Origin of the sequence: Brevibacterium sp. 239c (genome assembly GCF_900169365.1) — a bacterium.
Lineage (GTDB): Bacteria > Actinomycetota > Actinomycetes > Actinomycetales > Brevibacteriaceae > Brevibacterium.
This window is the reverse complement of record NZ_FXZH01000005.1, coordinates 185,225-202,155: the sequence shown is the minus strand read 5'-3', so window position 1 is coordinate 202,155 and position 16,931 is coordinate 185,225. Positions and strand designations below refer to the sequence as shown.

General features: G+C 61.5%; 19 protein-coding genes. 17 read left to right on the top strand and 2 right to left on the bottom strand.

Annotation, left to right across the window (positions count from 1 at the left end):
• Positions 1–4 precede the first annotated feature (4 nt).
• The 17 genes from BSP239C_RS06940 to BSP239C_RS06860 all read left to right on the top strand — a co-directional run bounded on the left by BSP239C_RS06940 (position 5) and on the right by BSP239C_RS06860 (position 14,721).
• Positions 5–406, top strand: a complete 402-nt coding sequence (locus BSP239C_RS06940) for a hypothetical protein (protein WP_009885107.1) — start codon at positions 5–7, stop codon at positions 404–406.
• Between the two features lie 178 nt (positions 407–584).
• Positions 585–1,727 carry a signal recognition particle-docking protein FtsY gene (gene ftsY / locus BSP239C_RS06935; protein WP_101571270.1) on the top strand — a complete coding sequence of 381 codons (1,143 nt, stop codon included), beginning with the start codon at positions 585–587 and terminating at the stop codon, positions 1,725–1,727.
• Positions 1,728–1,837: 110 nt separating this feature from the next.
• A complete protein-coding gene (locus BSP239C_RS06930; protein WP_101571268.1) occupies positions 1,838–3,058 on the top strand; it encodes an ammonium transporter in 1,221 nt (406 codons plus the stop codon).
• A 133-nt stretch (positions 3,059–3,191) separates the two neighbouring features.
• On the top strand, positions 3,192–4,805 hold the full coding sequence (gene ffh, locus BSP239C_RS06925; RefSeq protein ID WP_101571266.1) for a signal recognition particle protein: 1,614 nt from the start codon (positions 3,192–3,194) through the stop codon (positions 4,803–4,805).
• A gap of 160 nt (positions 4,806–4,965) precedes the next feature.
• Positions 4,966–5,394, top strand: a complete 429-nt coding sequence (rpsP, locus tag BSP239C_RS06920; protein ID WP_101571264.1) for a 30S ribosomal protein S16 — start codon at positions 4,966–4,968, stop codon at positions 5,392–5,394.
• 2 nt (positions 5,395–5,396) lie between these two features.
• Positions 5,397–5,627 carry an RNA-binding protein gene (locus BSP239C_RS06915; protein WP_009885102.1) on the top strand — a complete coding sequence of 77 codons (231 nt, stop codon included), beginning with the start codon at positions 5,397–5,399 and terminating at the stop codon, positions 5,625–5,627.
• 225 nt (positions 5,628–5,852) lie between these two features.
• Positions 5,853–6,353: a ribosome maturation factor RimM gene (gene rimM, locus BSP239C_RS06910; protein WP_101571262.1), complete on the top strand. Its 501-nt coding sequence runs from the start codon at positions 5,853–5,855 to the stop codon at positions 6,351–6,353.
• 8 nt (positions 6,354–6,361) lie between these two features.
• On the top strand, positions 6,362–7,192 hold the full coding sequence (gene trmD / locus BSP239C_RS06905) for a tRNA (guanosine(37)-N1)-methyltransferase TrmD (RefSeq protein WP_101571354.1): 831 nt from the start codon (positions 6,362–6,364) through the stop codon (positions 7,190–7,192).
• A gap of 175 nt (positions 7,193–7,367) precedes the next feature.
• Entirely contained in the window at positions 7,368–7,709 is a 342-nt protein-coding gene (gene rplS, locus BSP239C_RS06900) for a 50S ribosomal protein L19 (protein WP_101571260.1), read from the top strand.
• Positions 7,710–7,742: 33 nt separating this feature from the next.
• On the top strand, positions 7,743–8,366 hold the full coding sequence (gene lepB, locus BSP239C_RS06895) for a signal peptidase I (protein ID WP_101571258.1): 624 nt from the start codon (positions 7,743–7,745) through the stop codon (positions 8,364–8,366).
• A 197-nt stretch (positions 8,367–8,563) separates the two neighbouring features.
• Complete coding sequence (gene lepB, locus BSP239C_RS06890) at positions 8,564–9,268, top strand: signal peptidase I (RefSeq protein WP_101571257.1); 705 nt, start codon at positions 8,564–8,566, stop codon at positions 9,266–9,268.
• Positions 9,268–9,999: a ribonuclease HII gene (locus BSP239C_RS06885; protein WP_101571254.1), complete on the top strand. Its 732-nt coding sequence runs from the start codon at positions 9,268–9,270 to the stop codon at positions 9,997–9,999. The genes lepB (BSP239C_RS06890) and BSP239C_RS06885 overlap by 1 nt, the downstream gene beginning before the upstream one ends.
• Positions 9,996–10,313: a DUF2469 domain-containing protein gene (locus tag BSP239C_RS06880; protein WP_101571252.1), complete on the top strand. Its 318-nt coding sequence runs from the start codon at positions 9,996–9,998 to the stop codon at positions 10,311–10,313. The genes BSP239C_RS06885 and BSP239C_RS06880 overlap by 4 nt, the downstream gene beginning before the upstream one ends.
• A gap of 182 nt (positions 10,314–10,495) precedes the next feature.
• A complete protein-coding gene (locus BSP239C_RS06875; RefSeq protein ID WP_101571250.1) occupies positions 10,496–10,894 on the top strand; it encodes a YraN family protein in 399 nt (132 codons plus the stop codon).
• Positions 10,891–12,441: a YifB family Mg chelatase-like AAA ATPase gene (locus tag BSP239C_RS06870; RefSeq protein WP_101571248.1), complete on the top strand. Its 1,551-nt coding sequence runs from the start codon at positions 10,891–10,893 to the stop codon at positions 12,439–12,441. Before BSP239C_RS06875 ends, BSP239C_RS06870 begins: the two co-directional genes overlap by 4 nt.
• Positions 12,438–13,694 (top strand): DNA-processing protein DprA, encoded by a 1,257-nt coding sequence (gene dprA / locus BSP239C_RS06865; RefSeq protein ID WP_101571247.1) that lies wholly within the window; start codon positions 12,438–12,440, stop codon positions 13,692–13,694. The genes BSP239C_RS06870 and dprA overlap by 4 nt, the downstream gene beginning before the upstream one ends.
• Before the next feature lie 52 nt (positions 13,695–13,746).
• A complete protein-coding gene (locus BSP239C_RS06860; RefSeq protein ID WP_101571245.1) occupies positions 13,747–14,721 on the top strand; it encodes a tyrosine recombinase XerC in 975 nt (324 codons plus the stop codon).
• A 46-nt stretch (positions 14,722–14,767) separates the two neighbouring features.
• Here BSP239C_RS06860 and BSP239C_RS06855 read toward each other — a convergent pair whose 3' ends face one another.
• Entirely contained in the window at positions 14,768–15,907 is a 1,140-nt protein-coding gene (locus tag BSP239C_RS06855) for a hypothetical protein (protein WP_145997419.1), read from the bottom strand.
• A 353-nt stretch (positions 15,908–16,260) separates the two neighbouring features.
• Positions 16,261–16,887, bottom strand: a complete 627-nt coding sequence (locus tag BSP239C_RS06850; RefSeq protein ID WP_101571241.1) for a histidine phosphatase family protein — start codon at positions 16,885–16,887, stop codon at positions 16,261–16,263.
• Positions 16,888–16,931: the final 44 nt, after the last annotated feature.

Sequence of the window (16,931 nt, the reverse complement as noted above, 5' to 3'; positions counted from 1 at the left end):
GAACATGAATGCAGTACTCGTCGTCATCGTCGGACTCGCCGTATCGTTCGCGTTGGCACTCATCGTCGTCCTCCTCGTCGCACTGCCCGGGTTGAGGGCCGAAGGCCGCCTGAAGTACTCATCCGATGTGCAGCGGTTTCGACTGCCGGGCCAATGGACCGGGTATGACGATGAGGTCCACGAATTCTTCGGACATGATGATGGCACCTCCCATCTGGCGACTCGCGAACAGGCCGCCGTCACCGCGATCCGAGACCATTCCTACGTGCTCAGGCCGCAGCCGCGCCGGCACGCCGCGCCATCACTGCTGACAGTGAGGCCGCGCACCCGTCATTGGAAGATTCCGGAATCCGGCACAGGGTGGAGAACCACAGCCGGTCTGCTCTTCGGCAGCCGAGGTTCCTGACCCGAACACAACATCATCCACGTGCCCCGAGACAGTGGGGCGCCTGAGCGCGGGCCACCTGAACGCGACACCGGTCTGGAACCGATGCGTGCAACGGCAGGCGCACAGCACCCTCAACTGGCGGTCGCCGCGTGAGAGCGTGGGGCCGACGAAGGTAATCAAAGGAGAACGTACGTCCATGGATCAGCCGATCGTATTGCTCATCGTCGCAGCCGTCGTCTTCATTCTGGTCGTCGGCCTGGGCTTCACCCTGCGCGTCAACGCCAAGAGGAAGGGTCTGCGGGATCAGCGCAGCATCGACGCCGATGTCACCGGTGAAGGGGAGGTCGGCGAGCCCTCCGAGGCCATCGCCAAGGAGAAGGCCGCCACCCGCGGCTCCGAAGTTCCCACCGAACCTGCGAACCGACTGGTCCGCCTGCGCGAGCGCCTCGCGAAGTCCAACTCAGGCCTGGGACGCGGACTGCTCAGCCTGCTGTCTCGTGACACTCTCGACGAATCGACATGGGAGGAGATCGAGGACACTCTCATCCTCGCCGATGTCGGAGTCGATCCGACCACCGAACTCGTCGACCGTCTGCGCGAACGCGTCAAGGTCCTCGGCACCCGTGAGCCGGAACAGGTCAGGGAACTGCTGCGCGAAGAACTCATCAACCTCGTCGATCCCTCTATGGATCGTGAACTGGCCGCCACCGGCACCGACGGCGACCCCACTGTGATGCTCGTCGTGGGTGTCAACGGTGCTGGCAAGACGACGACCGTGGGCAAGATCGCTCGCGTCCTCGTCGCCGAAGGCCAGAGTGTGCTGCTGGGTGCTGCCGATACGTTCCGTGCTGCTGCGGCCGAACAGCTGGCCACCTGGGGCGATCGCGTCGGCGTGGAGACCGTACGCGGTGAAGAAGGAGCCGACCCTGCTTCCGTTGCATACTCTGCCGTCGAAAGGGGTAAGCAGGACAGCACCGATGTCGTGCTCGTCGACACCGCCGGACGCCTGCAGAACAAGATCGGCCTGATGGACCAGCTCGGCAAGGTCAAGCGTGTGGCCACGCGTCCCTTGGGTGAGGGACACGAGATCGACGAGGTGCTCCTCGTCCTCGATGCCACGACCGGGCAGAACGGCATGCAGCAGGCCAAGGTCTTCGCCGAGGCGGTCAACATCACCGGCATCGTGCTGACGAAACTTGACGGCACTGCCAAGGGCGGAATCGTCATCGCCGTTCAGCGTGAGCTCGGAGTTCCGGTCAAGCTCATCGGCCTCGGAGAAGGTGCCGACGATCTGGCGCCATTCACCGCCGAGGGATTCGTCGACGCTCTCCTCGACTGAACCCGGGTGTCACACGCTGGAAACATGACTGACTCACCGTGGTGACATGTGTCATAGACACTGTCATTGTTCGGCTCGACCGGAGCCGGCAATGACGTGGAAGAGACGACATGGAACTCGATGCGGTAAGCGTGTGGATGATGATCGCGGCAGGCTTGGTCCTGCTCATGACACCGGGGGTCGCCTTCTTCTACGGCGGAATGACCCGAATCACCTCGAGCATCAACATGATGATGATGGTCTTCTCCGCGATGGCCGTGGCCGGTCTCGTCTGGGTCCTCTTCGGCTATGGGTTGAGTTCCGGTGATTCGCTGGCCGGGATGGTGGGCAATCCGCTCTCGCAGATCGGCCTCGCCGAGGCGGTCGCCAGTCAGCCCGAGACCCTGATTTCCATCGGCTATGGATCCACCTTTGCGATGATTGCGATCGCACTCATCGCCGGAGCTGTGGCCGATCGTGCGAAGTTCTCCACCTGGTTGGTCTTCGCCGCACTGTGGGTCACGTTCGTCTACTGTCCCCTGGCGTTCATGGTCTGGGGCGATGGGCTTCTCAGCGAAAAGGGTGCGATCGGCAGCGTCGTGGGGACCGCGATCGATTTCGCCGGCGGCACCGTCGTGCACATCAACGCGGGCGTTTCGGCACTGGTCCTGGTCGTCGTGATGGGACGTCGTGCCCGCTTCTCGACACCGCACAAACCTCACAACATTCCGATCACCGTCCTCGGTGCTGCACTGCTGTGGTTCGGGTGGTTCGGATTCAACGGGGGAGCCGCCTCGACGATCGAGCAGGCGGGCCTGATCTGGATCAACACTCTCATCGCACCGGCCGCCGGACTGGTCACCTGGATCGCAATCGAACGGATCCGTTCCACCCGGCCCAGCAGCATCGGCAGCGTCTCCGGCGCCATCGCCGGCTTGGTGGCCATCACCCCCGCCTGCGCGAACGTCGAACCCTATGCGGCGATCATCATCGGAATCGCTGCGGGCGCGGGCGCCGTCCTGGCCGTCGAGGCGAAGAATCGTCTGCGCTACGACGATGCGCTCGACGTCGTCGGTGTTCACCTGGTCGCCGGGGTCATCGGTACCGTGCTGATCGGACTCTTCGCCGTCCCGAGTGCGAACTCTGCGGCCGGTCTCTTCCACGGCGGAGGCCCAGGGCTGCTCGTGTCACAGATCGCGGCCACCGTGGTCGCTCTGGTCTATGCAGGAGGCGTCACCCTGGTCATTGCCCTCGTGCTGCGCAAGACCATGGGCCTGCGCATCGATCCGCGAGACGAGCTTGCCGGCATCGACGCCTTCGAGCACGCGGAGCAGGCCTACTCCTTCCGCTGAGCCAGCGTCGGCGCCCACGATCGGTCTCGAGGGGACTGGTTGTGGGCGCATTCTCAGCTTCTCCGGTTTCAGTCGGACACCGGTGAGTTGTTAGGCTAGGGAGTCGACCAATTATCGTGAAGAAGGCTTGTACGTGTTTAATTCTCTTTCCGACAGGCTCACCGCGACGTTCAAGAACTTGCGCGGCAAGGGCCGGCTGTCCGAAGCCGATGTGGATGCCACCATCCGCGAGATCCGGCGTGCTCTTCTGGACGCCGACGTCGCCCTGCCCGTCGTCCGTGCATTCACCGGACGCATCCGCGAGAGGGCGCTGTCCGAAGAAGTCTCGGGTGCGCTCAACCCGGGCCAGCAGGTCGTCAAGGTCGTCAATGATGAACTGGTCGGCATCCTCGGCGGAGAGACCCGTCGCCTGAACTATGCGAAGCGCCCGCCCACTGTGATCATGCTCGCCGGTCTGCAGGGTGCGGGTAAGACCACACTGGCCGGAAAACTCGCGTACTGGCTGAAGTCCGAAGGCCACCGTCCGATGCTCGTTGCAGCTGACCTGCAGCGTCCCAACGCCGTCAATCAGCTCGAGATCGTCGGCGAACGTGCGGGCGCCTTCGTCTACGCACCAGAACCCGGCAACGGCGTCGGCAATCCGGTGCAGGTGGCAACCGACTCCCTCGAGGTCGCAAAGTCCAAGCTTCACGATGTCGTCATCGTCGACACCGCCGGTCGTCTCGGCATCGACGAAGAGCTCATGCAGCAGGCCGCTGACATACGTTCCGCGGTCAACCCGGACGAAGTCCTGTTCGTCATCGATGCGATGATCGGTCAGGACGCGGTGAAGACCGCCGAGGCGTTCCTCGAAGGCGTTGACTTCACCGGTGTCGTACTCTCGAAGCTCGATGGTGACTCACGTGGTGGTGCCGCGCTGTCCGTCGCCGAGGTGACCGGAAAGCCGATCATGTTCGCGTCGACCGGTGAGTCGATGAAGGAGTTCGAACAGTTCCATCCCGACCGGATGGCTGACCGGATCCTCGATATGGGTGACATCCTCACCCTCATCGAGCAGGCCGAGAAGAACTTCGACGAGAAGGAGACCGCGAAGCTTCAGAAGAAGGTCGAAGCCGGTGAGGACTTCGACCTCAATGACTTCCTGACTCAGATGTCGGGCCTGAAGAAGATGGGCTCGATGAAGAAGATGCTGGGCATGATGCCCGGCATGAGCCAGTACAAGGATCAGCTGGAGAACTTCGACGAACGCGAAGTCGACCGCGTCGAAGCCATTGTGCGATCGATGACTCCTGCAGAGCGCACCAACCCGAAGATCCTCAACGGATCACGCCGGGCACGCATCGCCAAGGGCGCCGGCACCACGGTGACCGCGGTCAACCAGCTGATGGAGCGTTTCACTCAGGCGCAGAAGATGATGCGTGGGATGACTCGTGGCGGCGGGATGCCCGGAATGGGCGGAGGCGGCGGTATGCCGGGCATGGGCGGTATGCCTGGAATGGGCTCAGTGCCCGGCGGCGGCAACCGTAAGAAGAAGGCTGTGGGCAAGAAGAAGGGCCGCAAGGGCGGTCAGTCGGGCAACCCCGCCAAGCGTGCGCAGCAGGCGCAGGCGCTTGAGGACAAGAAGGCCGGCAAGACGAAGGACCCCGTCGGCTCGGCCTTCGGGGGAGTCGATCTCGACGGTGAAGAAGACTTCGATATGAAGAACCTGCCGAAGGGCTTCGGCGGGATGTTCCCAGGTGGAAAGTAGTACGGCTTTCTGGCACAATTGAGTCTTGTACTTTTGCTTCCGACGCGGGCCCTCTCTTCCGCGTTGAGGTGATAGTCCAGGTCACAGACTCCGACAGGTCAACCCCACGATTCTTCTGGAACCTCTGTGCAACATAAAGACAAAAGGAGACACCACTAAAGTGGCAGTCAAAATTCGCTTGACCCGCATGGGCAAAATCCGTGCACCGTTCTACCGCGTTGTCGTGGCCGATTCGCGCACACGTCGCGATGGTAAGGCCATCGAACAGATCGGCATCTACCACCCGACCCGCAACCCATCGGTCATCGAGATCGATTCGGAGCGTGCACAGCACTGGCTCTCCGTCGGTGCTCAGCCGACCGATCAGGTTCGCACACTCCTGAAGCTCACAGGTGACTGGCAGAAGCACACCGGCATCGGCGAAGCAGTGAACACTGTGAAGCCGCAGCCGGAGAAGGAAGCCTTCGTGGCTCCTGCTGCCGGATCCGTGATCAAGGAAGCCATCACTCCTAAGGGTTCGGACAAGGCTGCGGAAGCACCTGCCGAAGAAGCAGCTTCTGCTGCCTCCGAAGAGAGCGCTGAAGCCTGATCATGTTGGCTGATTCGCTCGAACACCTGGTCCGCGGCATCGTCGATCATCCAGACGATGTTGCTGTTCGATCCCGCTCGTCACAGCGCGGGACCACGCTCGAGGTTCGGGTTCACCCGGAAGACCTCGGTCGTGTCATCGGTCGCGCGGGGAGAACCGCAAAGGCTCTGCGTACCGTGATCAACTCTCTTGCCGGCCGTGAGTCGGTGCGAGTGGACCTCATCGAGGCGTAACACCTTCATCAGGAAAGGGGGACGCGGCGTTTCATCGCCGGGTCCCCCTTCCTGTATTCACTGATCGGGCGGTGATATTGCACGGTGCAAACCGGGCGCGAGGCAGATATGACCGAGTCAGCGGACTAAACTGTGTGCTTGAAGTGAATGCGTACCCGCATCTGCACGGTCACACGCATCATCACACGCACGAGCTTGAGTACTTTCATGAACACGAGGAGCAGCATGGACACGGTGATCGCCCGGTTGGGCAAACCGCACGGCATCAAAGGCGAATTCACCGTCGAGGTGCGTACCGACAGGCCGGATGAACGACTCGTCCCCGGCCAGACCTACACGACCGATCCCGATATCGGCGAGCTGACGCTGGCGACGGCGAGGTGGCACCGGGACCGTCTGCTGCTGACCTTCGACGAGGTTCCCGATCGGAACCGGGCCGAGGCGATCCGCAACACCCTGATCCTCAGTGACCTGGATGAGGACGAGGTCGAAGACGATGCCTGGTACCTCGAAGACCTCATCGGGCTGCGAGTCCTCGAAGGCGAGACACAGGTCGGCGAGATCGTCGACGTCACGAACGGCACTGCCCAGGACCTGCTCCATATGAAGCACGTCGACGGTCATCAGGCGCTCATTCCATTCGTCACCGAGATCGTGCCCGAGGTCGATGTTGAGGCCGGATGGGTCAGAGTCACGCCTCCGGCTGGTCTCTTCGACGCCTCGTGAGCACAGGCATGAAGATAGACGTCGTCTCCATCTTCCCGGAGTACCTGGCCGGACTCCAGCTTTCCCTCATCGGCAAGGCTGTCGATCAGGGGCTGCTGGACTTGAGCGTGCATGATCTGCGTGACTTCACCTTCGACCGACACAACACCGTCGATGACTCACCGTATGGCGGAGGAGCCGGCATGGTGATGAAGGCCGAGCCGTGGGCGCTGGCACTCGAGCACATCCTCGGCGGGAAATCACCTGAGACTGTCCGCGGCGAGGAGCACACAGTCAGCGGGAACTCTGCTGAAGGCGAGCCCGCCGGTAACGGGAAGCCGATCCTCATCGTGCCCAGCCCTGCCGGCCCCGTATTCAACCAGCGCATCGCCGAGGAGCTCTCCAGCGCCGACCACCTGGTGTTCGCATGCGGACGATACGAAGGGATCGATCAGCGCGTCATCGACTGGTCGGCTCAACATTTCGATCTGCGACCCATGAGCATCGGAGACTATGTGCTCAACGGGGGAGAGGTCGCCTCGATGGTGATGATCGAAGCGGTCAGCCGCCTCATCCCCGGAGTCATCGGCAACCCCGAGTCCCTGACAGAGGAAAGCCATGAAGACGGCCTCCTCGAATACCCGATCTACACGAAGCCCGCCAGCTGGAGAGACCGGGACGTGCCCGAAATCCTACTCAGTGGAAATCACGGTGCGATCGCACGGTGGCGACGGGACCGGAGACTCGAGCGCACGGCCGAGATCAGACCCGATCTGCTCGCCGAACTCCACGATCTGGATAAGCACGATCGAAGCGTTCTGGACCGGTTTGAGTCCGGAGACGAATCCGTGAAAGAATAGGTCGTCGCGTTTGTTGGCATTCACCTGCTTCAGGGGGATGGATGCCCAGAACTGTTCTCCGATGTCGACATCGGAGAATTTCGGGGAGTGATCCCGACAGACGATCCAATTACCGGTTCAACCGGTCCGATATGCGTGTCCTCGACCTGAAGCTGGGGATACATGGAGAAACACAATGCAGAAGCTTGATGTTGTTGATGCAGCCTCGATGAAGTCTGATGTTCCTGAGTTCCGCCCAGGCGACACCCTCAACGTTCACGTTCGCGTGATCGAAGGATCGCGTTCGCGTATTCAGGTGTTCAAGGGAATCGTCATCCGTCGCCAGGGCGACGGAATCCGCGAGACCTTCACCGCTCGTAAGATCAGCTTCGGCGTCGGTGTCGAGCGCACGTTCCCAGTGCACTCGCCCATCGTCGAGAAGCTCGAAGTCCTCGCACGCGGTGACGTTCGTCGCGCGAAGCTGTACTACCTGCGCGACCTGCGCGGCAAGGCTGCACGCATCCGCGAAAAGGCCTGATTATTGCCTGGCACTGTGGGCAATGATCACGCTGTGCCGAAGAATCAAGAAAACGCGACCTTCGGGTCGCGTTTTCTGTACTCTGGCCGCTTCTGGAAGGTCGTCGCCGTCATTGCGATCCTCATCATCGTCATCGGCGGGTCGGTACGCGGGTTCGTCATCCAACGGTTCACGATCCCTAGCGCATCGATGGAACCGACCCTCAACGTCGGCGATGACATCACCGTGTGGCGTCCCGACGCGCTGACGTCTGATATCCAACGCGGAGACATCGTCGTCTTCGACGGTCGAGGCTCCTTCGTTGACGATGCGCTGCCGACCCCGCTGCAGAAGGTGGGGTCATGGGTTGGGATCGGAAATCGAGACGTCTACTACGTCAAACGCGTCATCGCGCTCGGTGGAGACACCCTCCGATGCTGCGACGCGCAGGGCCGGATGCTGCTCAACGACGAACCTCTTGCAGAGGATTATGCTCCGCACCCGGCCTCAGCCACTGAGTTCTCGATCGAAATCCCTGCAGACACCATGTGGGTGATGGGCGACAACCGGAACAACTCCGCCGACTCGCGTGCACTGATGGGCAAACCAGGCGGCGGGTTCATCCCCCTTGACCGAGTCATCGGACCAGTGATCGGCCATGGCTCCTCGATCGACTGATCTGCCGCGCTGACTTGGCCGGCTGACTTGGCCGGCTGACCTGGCGCGCTGATCTGGCACGCGGATCTTAGTGGCCGACCTGGGTGGCCGACCTGGGCAGCCGAGATGATCGCCGGCTGAAAGTTGGCGCTCCGGAGTGCTGGTACGCTCATTTCATTCCCTCTGGGGAACCTGTGGTCCGATGCGAAAGCGAACGAATGTCAACCGAATCAGAAGCTTCCCCACCTTCAGCCTCGAAGAGATTCCTCCGTGGCCTGCTCGAGATCGCAGCGATCATCCTCGTCGCCATTATCATCTCCACCGCCCTCAAGACCTGGGTCGTCCGCTCGTTCTACATTCCTTCAGGATCGATGATGGAGACCCTGCAGATTGATGACAGGGTCCTTGTCAATGAGATGGCGCCCCGTTTCGGACCGGCCAACCGTGGTGACATCATCGTCTTCGACGACCCAGACCATTGGCTGAGCCCTCAAGAAGTCTCGGAATATCAGCCCAACCCTCTCCTCGAATTCATCGGATTGGCTCCCGCAGACGGTGGCCAACAGCTGATCAAACGCGTCATCGGCGTCGGCGGCGACACTGTCGAATGCTGCGATGCGCAGGGACGGATCCTCGTCAACGGCGAACCCATCGATGAGACCTACCTCGACGCCGACACAGCCCCTTCCGAGATGGACTTCAAGGTCACCGTTCCCAAGGGCCACTACTGGGTGATGGGAGACAACCGCAGCAACTCCGCAGACTCCCGATATCACGTCGACACACAGCCCTATGTTCCCGAAGACAACGTGGTGGGCACCGTATTCCTCATCAACTGGCCGTTTAAGCATTTCAGCTGGATGTCCACGCCGAAAGCGGTCTTCGCCGATGTCCCCGACTCCGAGGGAATCACCGGCAGCTGATGGCACAGATCGGATTGCAGGACCTCAGCCTCGAACGCGCACTGCTGGCAGAAGGCTATGAGTTCGTCGTCGGCATCGACGAGGTCGGCCGTGGTGCGCTGGCCGGACCGGTCAGCGTGGGAGTTGCTCTCTTCGACCTCAGAGAGCTCACCGACGCCGAGGTGCCTGCGGGCATTCATGATTCGAAGCAGTTGAGCGCGCTGTCGCGTCAAACCGCGACCGATCGTGTCAATGGGTGGGCGCGGGCGACAGCAGTGGGGTCGACAACGCCGAATGAACTCGACGAACTCGGGATGACCATGGCTCTGAACCTGGCCGGGCGTCGGGCACTGTCTGACATGCTGGTGACGCTCTTCGGCGCAGCAGTCTGCCCGCAGTCGACGATGGTGCTCCTCGACGGCAAACACGATTGGCTTTCAGCTCCACTCACGCTCGACTGCCTGGGGATATTCGGGCCCGCAGCGGACTTGGATCTGCCCCCGGTGCGGACTGTGATCAAAGGTGACGGCAGCGTCCCAGTCATCGCCGCAGCAAGTATTGTGGCAAAAGTGGACCGAGACGAGGAGATGATCGCACTCGCGCAGGCTCACCCCCAGTATGGTTGGGAGTCGAATGTCGGGTACGGAACCATGAAACACCGTCGGGGCATCGCCGATTTCGGCCCCAGCATTCACCACCGGAGAAGCTTCCGCCTGCAAACGGCGCACGATGCGAAGGAGGGATCGTCATGAGCACCGATGATCTGGACGATTACGAAGCTCAACTGGAGCTGCAGCTCTACAAGGAGTATCGCGATGTCGTAGGACTCTTCGCCTACGTTGTAGAGACCGAACGGCGCTTCTACTTGGCCAACCACGTTGACCTCAAGGCCCACAACGATGCCGGAGACGTCTATTTCGAACTGACGCTGCGCGACGCTTGGGTGTGGGACAGCTACCGATCAGCACGCTTCATCAAGACCGTGCACGTGCTGACCTTCAAGGACGTCAACATCGAGGAGATCGCGAAGAACGATCTGGAACCGCCGACGTCAATCAGGGGCTGAGAACTCTGACGACCAGTGGCTGCCGTACGTGAGTTCCTGAATCGAGAGAACCACTCGCACACACTTCGTCTGTGGACCGAACCTTGACTTGCACGTGATCGGCCTGTGGAAGGCTAAGCGCCGTCCACAGGCCGATTTTGTGCTCTTGCCACGCTTGCAGTGCCGGTAGTGGTCTGTCTGTCATGGAACCAACATCGGGCAGACGGAGCACAACGACATCGGGGATGCGTCAGCGTGCTGTGGGTCAGACAGGGGAGGACCTGGCCGCTGAATTCCTGCAGCGGCAGGGAATGGTCGTCATCGAACGTAACTTCAGGTGCCCGCGGGGAGAGATCGACATCATCGCCCGAGACGGTGACACCATCGTCTTCGTAGAGGTGAAGACCCGCAGAACCTTCGCCCTCGGATCTCCGCTCGAGGCCGTGACCAGGGCAAAGCTGAAGCGGATCAGAATGCTCTCGGGCATCTGGCTGCGCGGACAAAGTGACTTCTTCCCCAGCGTCCGCATCGATGCCCTCGGCATCGTAATGGAACCAGAACCCGCCTACTCCCACCGCCGCAATCTGCAGGTCGACTCATGAGCGAGGAGGCGAAGCTCAATGTGATCGGTCGCTCGTCCGCCGTGGCGCTCTGGGGTCTGGCTGGCAAGATCGTGTCCATTGAAGCCTGCGTCAGCGCTGGTCTGCCCGGTATCGACATCGTCGGTCTGCCGGACGCCTCGGTCAGCGAATCGCGGAAACGACTTCGGGCCGCACTCGCATATCTGGGCATCCCCGTGGCCACACAGCATGTGACGATCAACCTCACTCCCGGCACTGTGCCGAAGGTCGGGACAGGATTCGACCTGGGTATCGCCGTGGCCGTGCTCAAGGCGCAAGGAATCATCACCGAAACGCACACGGAATCGATCATCCACTGTGGTGAGCTCGGCCTCGACGGACGCATTCGTCCCGTCAACGGTGTGCTGCCGAGCCTGCACAGCGGTCTTCAGGCAGGTTTCGACCGATTCGTCGTCCCCGTGGGCAACCGTCAGGAATCAGCACTGCTCGCCGGTGCCAGGGTCATGACCATCTCCTCTTTGGCCGAACTGATCAACATCTATGGCGGAGCACTCAACGTCCCGCAGCTGCCACCCGTCGTCGATGCAGCAGCCGCCCACCCAGAAACCTCGCAACGTCACGACCTCGCCGAAGTCCAAGGGCAGGCCGAAGCGCGTTTCGGCCTCGAGGTCGCTGCAGCCGGTGGACACAATCTCCTGATGCGAGGCACACCGGGAGCGGGGAAAACGTTGCTGGCGCAGTGCCTGCCGGGGATACTCCCACCGTTGGATGACCAACAAGCCGTCGAGGTGGCGGCGGTGCGTTCCCTGCGCGGAGAGCTGCCCATCGGCGAAGGCCTTGACCATCGGCCCCCTTTCGAAGCGCCCCACCATCGCAGCACAGCCTCGGCGCTCATCGGCGGACGCAGGCCGGGGTCGATAGGAATTCTCAGCAGAGCCCACCGAGGCGTTTTGTTCATGGACGAAGCACCCGAGTTCTCACGCGATGTACTCGAAGCACTGCGTCAGCCGATGGAGGCTCGACAGGTCCACATCCACCGGGCCTGGGGATCCATGGTCCTTCCTGCATCGTTCCAATTGGTGATGGCGGCGAACCCATGCCCCTGCGGAGCCGGGATGCGCGGAGCCGAATCCACGTGTCGATGCACGCCGATGGACAAACGTCGCTACCGCAACAGGCTCTCCGGCCCCCTGCTGGACCGAGTCGACCTGCAACTCGAACTGTTCCCCGTCTCCCCAGCAGACATTCGCCTCGGCGGGGCACAGGAAGACAGTGCTGCCGTCGCAGGGAGAGTCAGGCTTGCCAGGCAGAGACAGGCCGACCGATACGTCGACTGTGACTGGACGCTGAACTCGAACGCCCCCGGGGCCTGGCTGCGTGAGCATTTCTCCCTGCGCCCGCACAGTCTGCGCGACCTAGACCGTGCGCTCGACACAGGAAGGATCACCATGCGCGGATACGACCGAGTGCTGAGGGTGGCAACGACCCTGGCAGATCTTGAAGGGACAGAGGCGCCCACACCGGACAAGATCACGACGGCTCTGGCGCTGAGGACCCAAGACTCATGAACGACGAAGGCAATAGAGACACTCGCGCGGCGATCGCTGCCCTGCTGAGGATCGGAGAACCAGGCGACGGACTGCTCACCGGACTCGTGAACGAGATTGGTCCGATCGCCGTCCTTGAACTGATTCGGGCGGTGGCGGCCGGAAGATCGTCAGCAGCCGAGGCCGCGGAGAGTCTGTCGTCGTTTGTGGCCGCGGTGGCCGGCGGCGGGCAGCTGGGAGAGGCTTTCGACCGGTGGGCAGTGCGGGGCGAGGACGCGCAGGGGCATCGCGACCTCGAAGCCGTGCACAGACTGGGTGGGCGACTCGTCATTCCCAGTGACGACGAATGGCCGGCTTCGCTCAGTGACCTGGGGCCGGCGGCACCGCTGGGACTGTGGGTCCGGGGCGAGGCGAAGTTGAACGCAGCATTAAAGCGTGCGGTCGCCATCGTCGGGGCACGCGCTGCCAGCAACTACGGCACCAAATGTGCCTCAGATCTTGCTTGGGACCTGGCCGCGAGAGGGCTGACCATCGTCTCCGGGGGAGCCTTCGGCATCGATGCGGCCGCCCATCGAGCAGCCATCGCCCGAGAAGGCACCACGATCGCGTTCATGGCTGGGGGAGTCGACCGTTTCTATCCGGCCGCGAACACCGAACTGTTCCATCAGATACTCGAACAAGGTGCGATCGTGTCCGAAACCGCTCCCGGGATGACTCCGATGCGACACCGCTTCCTGCTCCGCAACCGGCTGATCGCCGCCTCGTCCCAGGTCACCGTCATCGTCGAAGCAGGCTGGCGCAGCGGAGCCCTCAACACTGCTCGACACGCCCTCGAGCTCTCCCGTGAAGTCGCGGCATTCCCCGGATCCGTGTATTCGGCATCATCGACGGGAACCCACAGACTCATCCGAGATCATGAAGCGGAATTGGTGACCAGCTGCGAGGACGTCATCGAACTCACCAAAAGTGGGGAACCCACACTGTTCGACAACCGAAGCCCCTCGTCAGAGGACTCAAGTCTTCCTGCCGGCACCTCAAGCCTCCAAACCAGCAGCCGAAAGCGCGTACCGGCAGATCCGATCGATGACCTCGCCGAGCGAGAGAAGATCTGTGTCAACGTCCTCTCGGCGACCAAGGCTCTGGATGTCGGAACTGTGGCAGCACGAGCCGGACTGACCGTGCCGAACACTCTCTCTGCGCTCGCCGTCCTCGAACTAGCCGGTCTGAGTGCTCGTCGCGATTCCGGCTGGATCAAACTGCGCAGACCGGCCTAGATCCACTCCGTAGGTCCACCGTCAGGCTCGGCCGATCGCGTAACCTGAGGTTGTGACCCAATCGATGACCATCGCCGAGGTGGTGTCCGGCTATGCCGACCACCTGAGATCGCGCGACGTCTCCGCCCACACCTCGCGGGCCTACATCGCAGATGTCACCGAATTCTTCGACCATGCGGCTCACTCTCGAGCGGCCCAGTCCACGACCACGGACGCCGGGGTCCGAACCGCTGAGTTCGGGGTGGACGACATTGATCTCAACGACCTGCGTTCGTGGCTCATCACCCTCGATGACGCCGGAGCAGCGAAGTCCACCGTGGCTCGGAAGATCGCAGCCGTGAAGTCCTTCTTCGCCTACTGCGTGAACCAGCACGGGCTGACGAACAATCCGGCGGCGCGGCTGCGGACCCCGAAGAAGGAATCGCGTCTTCCCACCGTACTCAAACCTCAGCAGGCAGCCGATCTCGTATCCCGGGAGCGTCCTGCTCACGCTGAGGCGGAGGACAGCGATCCCATCGAAGCAGCCAAGTGGGTCAGGGACGCAGCCATCCTGGAGCTGCTCTATGCCACGGCGGTGCGTGTATCGGAACTGACCGGACTGAACCGCAGCGACGTAGACCACCAGCGCTCGATGATCACCGTCCTGGGCAAGGGCAACAAGGAACGACGCGTCCCGTTCGGGAAACCCGCCCAGTCGGCGCTGCAGCAGTGGCTGAACCTGCGGCAGACGTTCGCCTCCGACGGCAGCGGTGATGCGCTTTTCCTCGGCGTCAGAGGCGGTCGCATCGGAGCCAGACAGGTGAGAGAGCTCGTCCATAAGTACGGCGCCGATGACCCCAGCGCACCGGATATCGGCCCGCACGGGCTCAGGCATTCGGCGGCTACCCACATGCTCGACGGGGGAGCGGATCTGCGACAGATCCAAGAGTTCCTGGGGCATTCGACCATGAGCAGCACGCAGATCTACACCCATGTCTCGATGCAGCGACTGCAGGAGACCTATCGGCAGGCACACCCTCGGGCCTGACCACACCCGGCAATGTCATCACTTTCGTACCGGTGGGGTGTCATATTCAGATTGCATGAGTTCCTCCTTTTTGGCCTGCCTCATCACGGTGCTGGATATATGCACTCCAGTCGCGGCCGGATAACTTGGCCCATGCCGCCGCGTTCCTATCGGTGATCCCGAGTAGCCCAGCAAGCACGGGTGCAGGAATTCTGGCTGCGAGGTGAAACATGGAAGCCTTTCGACTCTCGTACGGCTTGATCCCGATCGCGGTAAGGTCCCGACGGAACACCTCGGTAACGAGATGACGACCGGGCTGGCCCCCGGGGAAGAGCCATCCCGGATCGCTGGTCTCGACCAGCCTGTCTGCACGGGTAGTCAGGTAGTTCCGTAGTAGGTCGTCAAGAATGGGTGGCATTTCAATTGGGTCATTGGCGAAAGTGACCAACACGTCGGTTTCGGTGACATGGATCTGCTGAAGCCTCATTGCCACAATGCGATTGAGGGGCTGAGCAAACAGGAGGGTGAAAAGCCCGGCCAAACGAATATGAGCAGGATGGTGGTCCTCGTTCAGAAGTCGCTCGACATCCGACCAGTGTTGCTCAGTGCTGATAGTGACAGTTGCATTCGGCCACGGCTCACCAGACGCGGTCAAGTTTCTATTAACTCGAGTCTTTCTAGCCCAAGCGATGAATGAAGCAATCGTTTTGGTTCGGTTATAGCCGGGAGAGTTGCTGATGAGTTCTTCGAGGTCGACCTGTGTGGCATCCTCGATAGAGACTCCACGACGAGCTAGCAGCTCGCAGAACTCAATTGCTGCGCGAACCCGGATACGAGCAGAATTCGCAACCGCCTGCGTCAGTGTTCCGTTGCTCGCATGGCGGTGGAGGTTGCGCAGGATGTGCCATCGGGCATAACTGTTGATGGTAAAAGCACACTCGGGTTCCAGTCTCGGGGCGATTTCGGTGTCGAGCCACGAGATGAAACGGTCGACATGTGGTTCCCACGGGCCGAGGATCCCGATCGAGACAAGCAGATTGCGCAGGTAGTCATTGGGTTTCGTCGGTGGCAATTGCCGAAAAGCAACATGGCTAATGGACGACTGCCCGCAGGCCATTTGTCTCAGGAGATCGGTGCTCGCTTGCGACTGGGAGACCCAGCGTAGTGGGGTGCGCGGGTCAACTGAATTAATCCAGTAGTCAAGCAACGGTCGCAACTGTTGATTGAGGTGGCCCGTGGCTGGGTCGGTCAGGAGCTCGGTGGCGCGGGTCGCCAGTGTGCACCGGGCGCACACCTTGCCATAAGGGTGAGATTCCTCCCCACAATTGGGACATTCGAAGAGCGGTGGTGCTCCTGCACAAGTGGTGCACACGGCTTGTTTACCCAATGGGAAAGCGAGCACTCGGACCAGGCCACAAGTTGGGCATGGGGCTGGATGATTGCGACGGCGTTTCGTGCAAGGTCGACACATTTGCCATCCGGTGATGCGTTGGTCGATCGGTGTATCGGTGCGGCCACAGCCGATGCAAGGACTGAGACGGGTTTTCTGGGTCGACGAAGTCATGTCAGGTGAGACGTGTCGCCCAAGCTGACGACCTGTCGGTTATGGAAGAAATCGTCTTCCCTGAGAGTGGTGATGCTTCCGGAAGGCGCACGGAGATTGATGTATCCCAGCGATTCGAGTGGCATCTTGATCCAAGAGGCTACAACGAACGTGAGGGCGTATCCATGCGTCACGATGACTTGGTGTTCTGTCGGGCTTGCCAAGATGTCGTCCATGGCGGCGTACACACGATGGGCGAAGACACGGTTTGGTTCCGCCCCCACTACGCCTTCGTCATGGTTCAGGCGATCACCTGTGCGCGGTGGCGGAACGAACCGACTGTCCAGCCATGATTGGGGCCTTCCTTCTCCTTCGCCATACGATTTCTCACGCAACCTACGATCCAGAACTGACTCCGCCCCTAGCATCGCGGATATTTGGTCCGCAGTCTGAGCCGTGCGTTTCAAGTCCGAAGAGAACAAGTCGACTGTTGCATTTTCCGGAAGTTTCGACCGCAACGCCTGAGCAATCGCGACGGCGGCTTTGTGTCCGGCGAGTGTGAGTTCGGAGTCATGCCACCCACCGACCAAGTTTTCCACGTGGTGTGTTGCTTCGGGATGGGCGACGACGTGGATTGTGCGCATTTCCTGTGCCTTTCAGTTACGGGGAATGTGGGTCAAGGGGCGCT

Bases quoted from the DNA above. Each gene is read 5' to 3' on its own strand.
- BSP239C_RS06940 (WP_009885107.1), top strand. From the start codon at position 5: ATGAATGCAGTACTCGTCGTCATCGTCGGACTCGCCGTATCGTTCGCG.
- ftsY (WP_101571270.1), top strand. From the start codon at position 585: ATGGATCAGCCGATCGTATTGCTCATCGTCGCAGCCGTCGTCTTCATT.
- BSP239C_RS06930 (WP_101571268.1), top strand. From the start codon at position 1,838: ATGGAACTCGATGCGGTAAGCGTGTGGATGATGATCGCGGCAGGCTTG.
- BSP239C_RS06915 (WP_009885102.1), top strand. From the start codon at position 5,397: ATGTTGGCTGATTCGCTCGAACACCTGGTCCGCGGCATCGTCGATCAT.
- rimM (WP_101571262.1), top strand. From the start codon at position 5,853: ATGGACACGGTGATCGCCCGGTTGGGCAAACCGCACGGCATCAAAGGC.
- trmD (WP_101571354.1), top strand. From the start codon at position 6,362: ATGAAGATAGACGTCGTCTCCATCTTCCCGGAGTACCTGGCCGGACTC.
- rplS (WP_101571260.1), top strand. From the start codon at position 7,368: ATGCAGAAGCTTGATGTTGTTGATGCAGCCTCGATGAAGTCTGATGTT.
- lepB (WP_101571257.1), top strand. From the start codon at position 8,564: ATGTCAACCGAATCAGAAGCTTCCCCACCTTCAGCCTCGAAGAGATTC.
- BSP239C_RS06885 (WP_101571254.1), top strand. From the start codon at position 9,268: ATGGCACAGATCGGATTGCAGGACCTCAGCCTCGAACGCGCACTGCTG.
- BSP239C_RS06880 (WP_101571252.1), top strand. From the start codon at position 9,996: ATGAGCACCGATGATCTGGACGATTACGAAGCTCAACTGGAGCTGCAG.
- BSP239C_RS06875 (WP_101571250.1), top strand. From the start codon at position 10,496: ATGGAACCAACATCGGGCAGACGGAGCACAACGACATCGGGGATGCGT.
- BSP239C_RS06870 (WP_101571248.1), top strand. From the start codon at position 10,891: ATGAGCGAGGAGGCGAAGCTCAATGTGATCGGTCGCTCGTCCGCCGTG.
- dprA (WP_101571247.1), top strand. From the start codon at position 12,438: ATGAACGACGAAGGCAATAGAGACACTCGCGCGGCGATCGCTGCCCTG.
- BSP239C_RS06850 (WP_101571241.1), bottom strand. From the start codon at position 16,887: ATGCGCACAATCCACGTCGTCGCCCATCCCGAAGCAACACACCACGTG.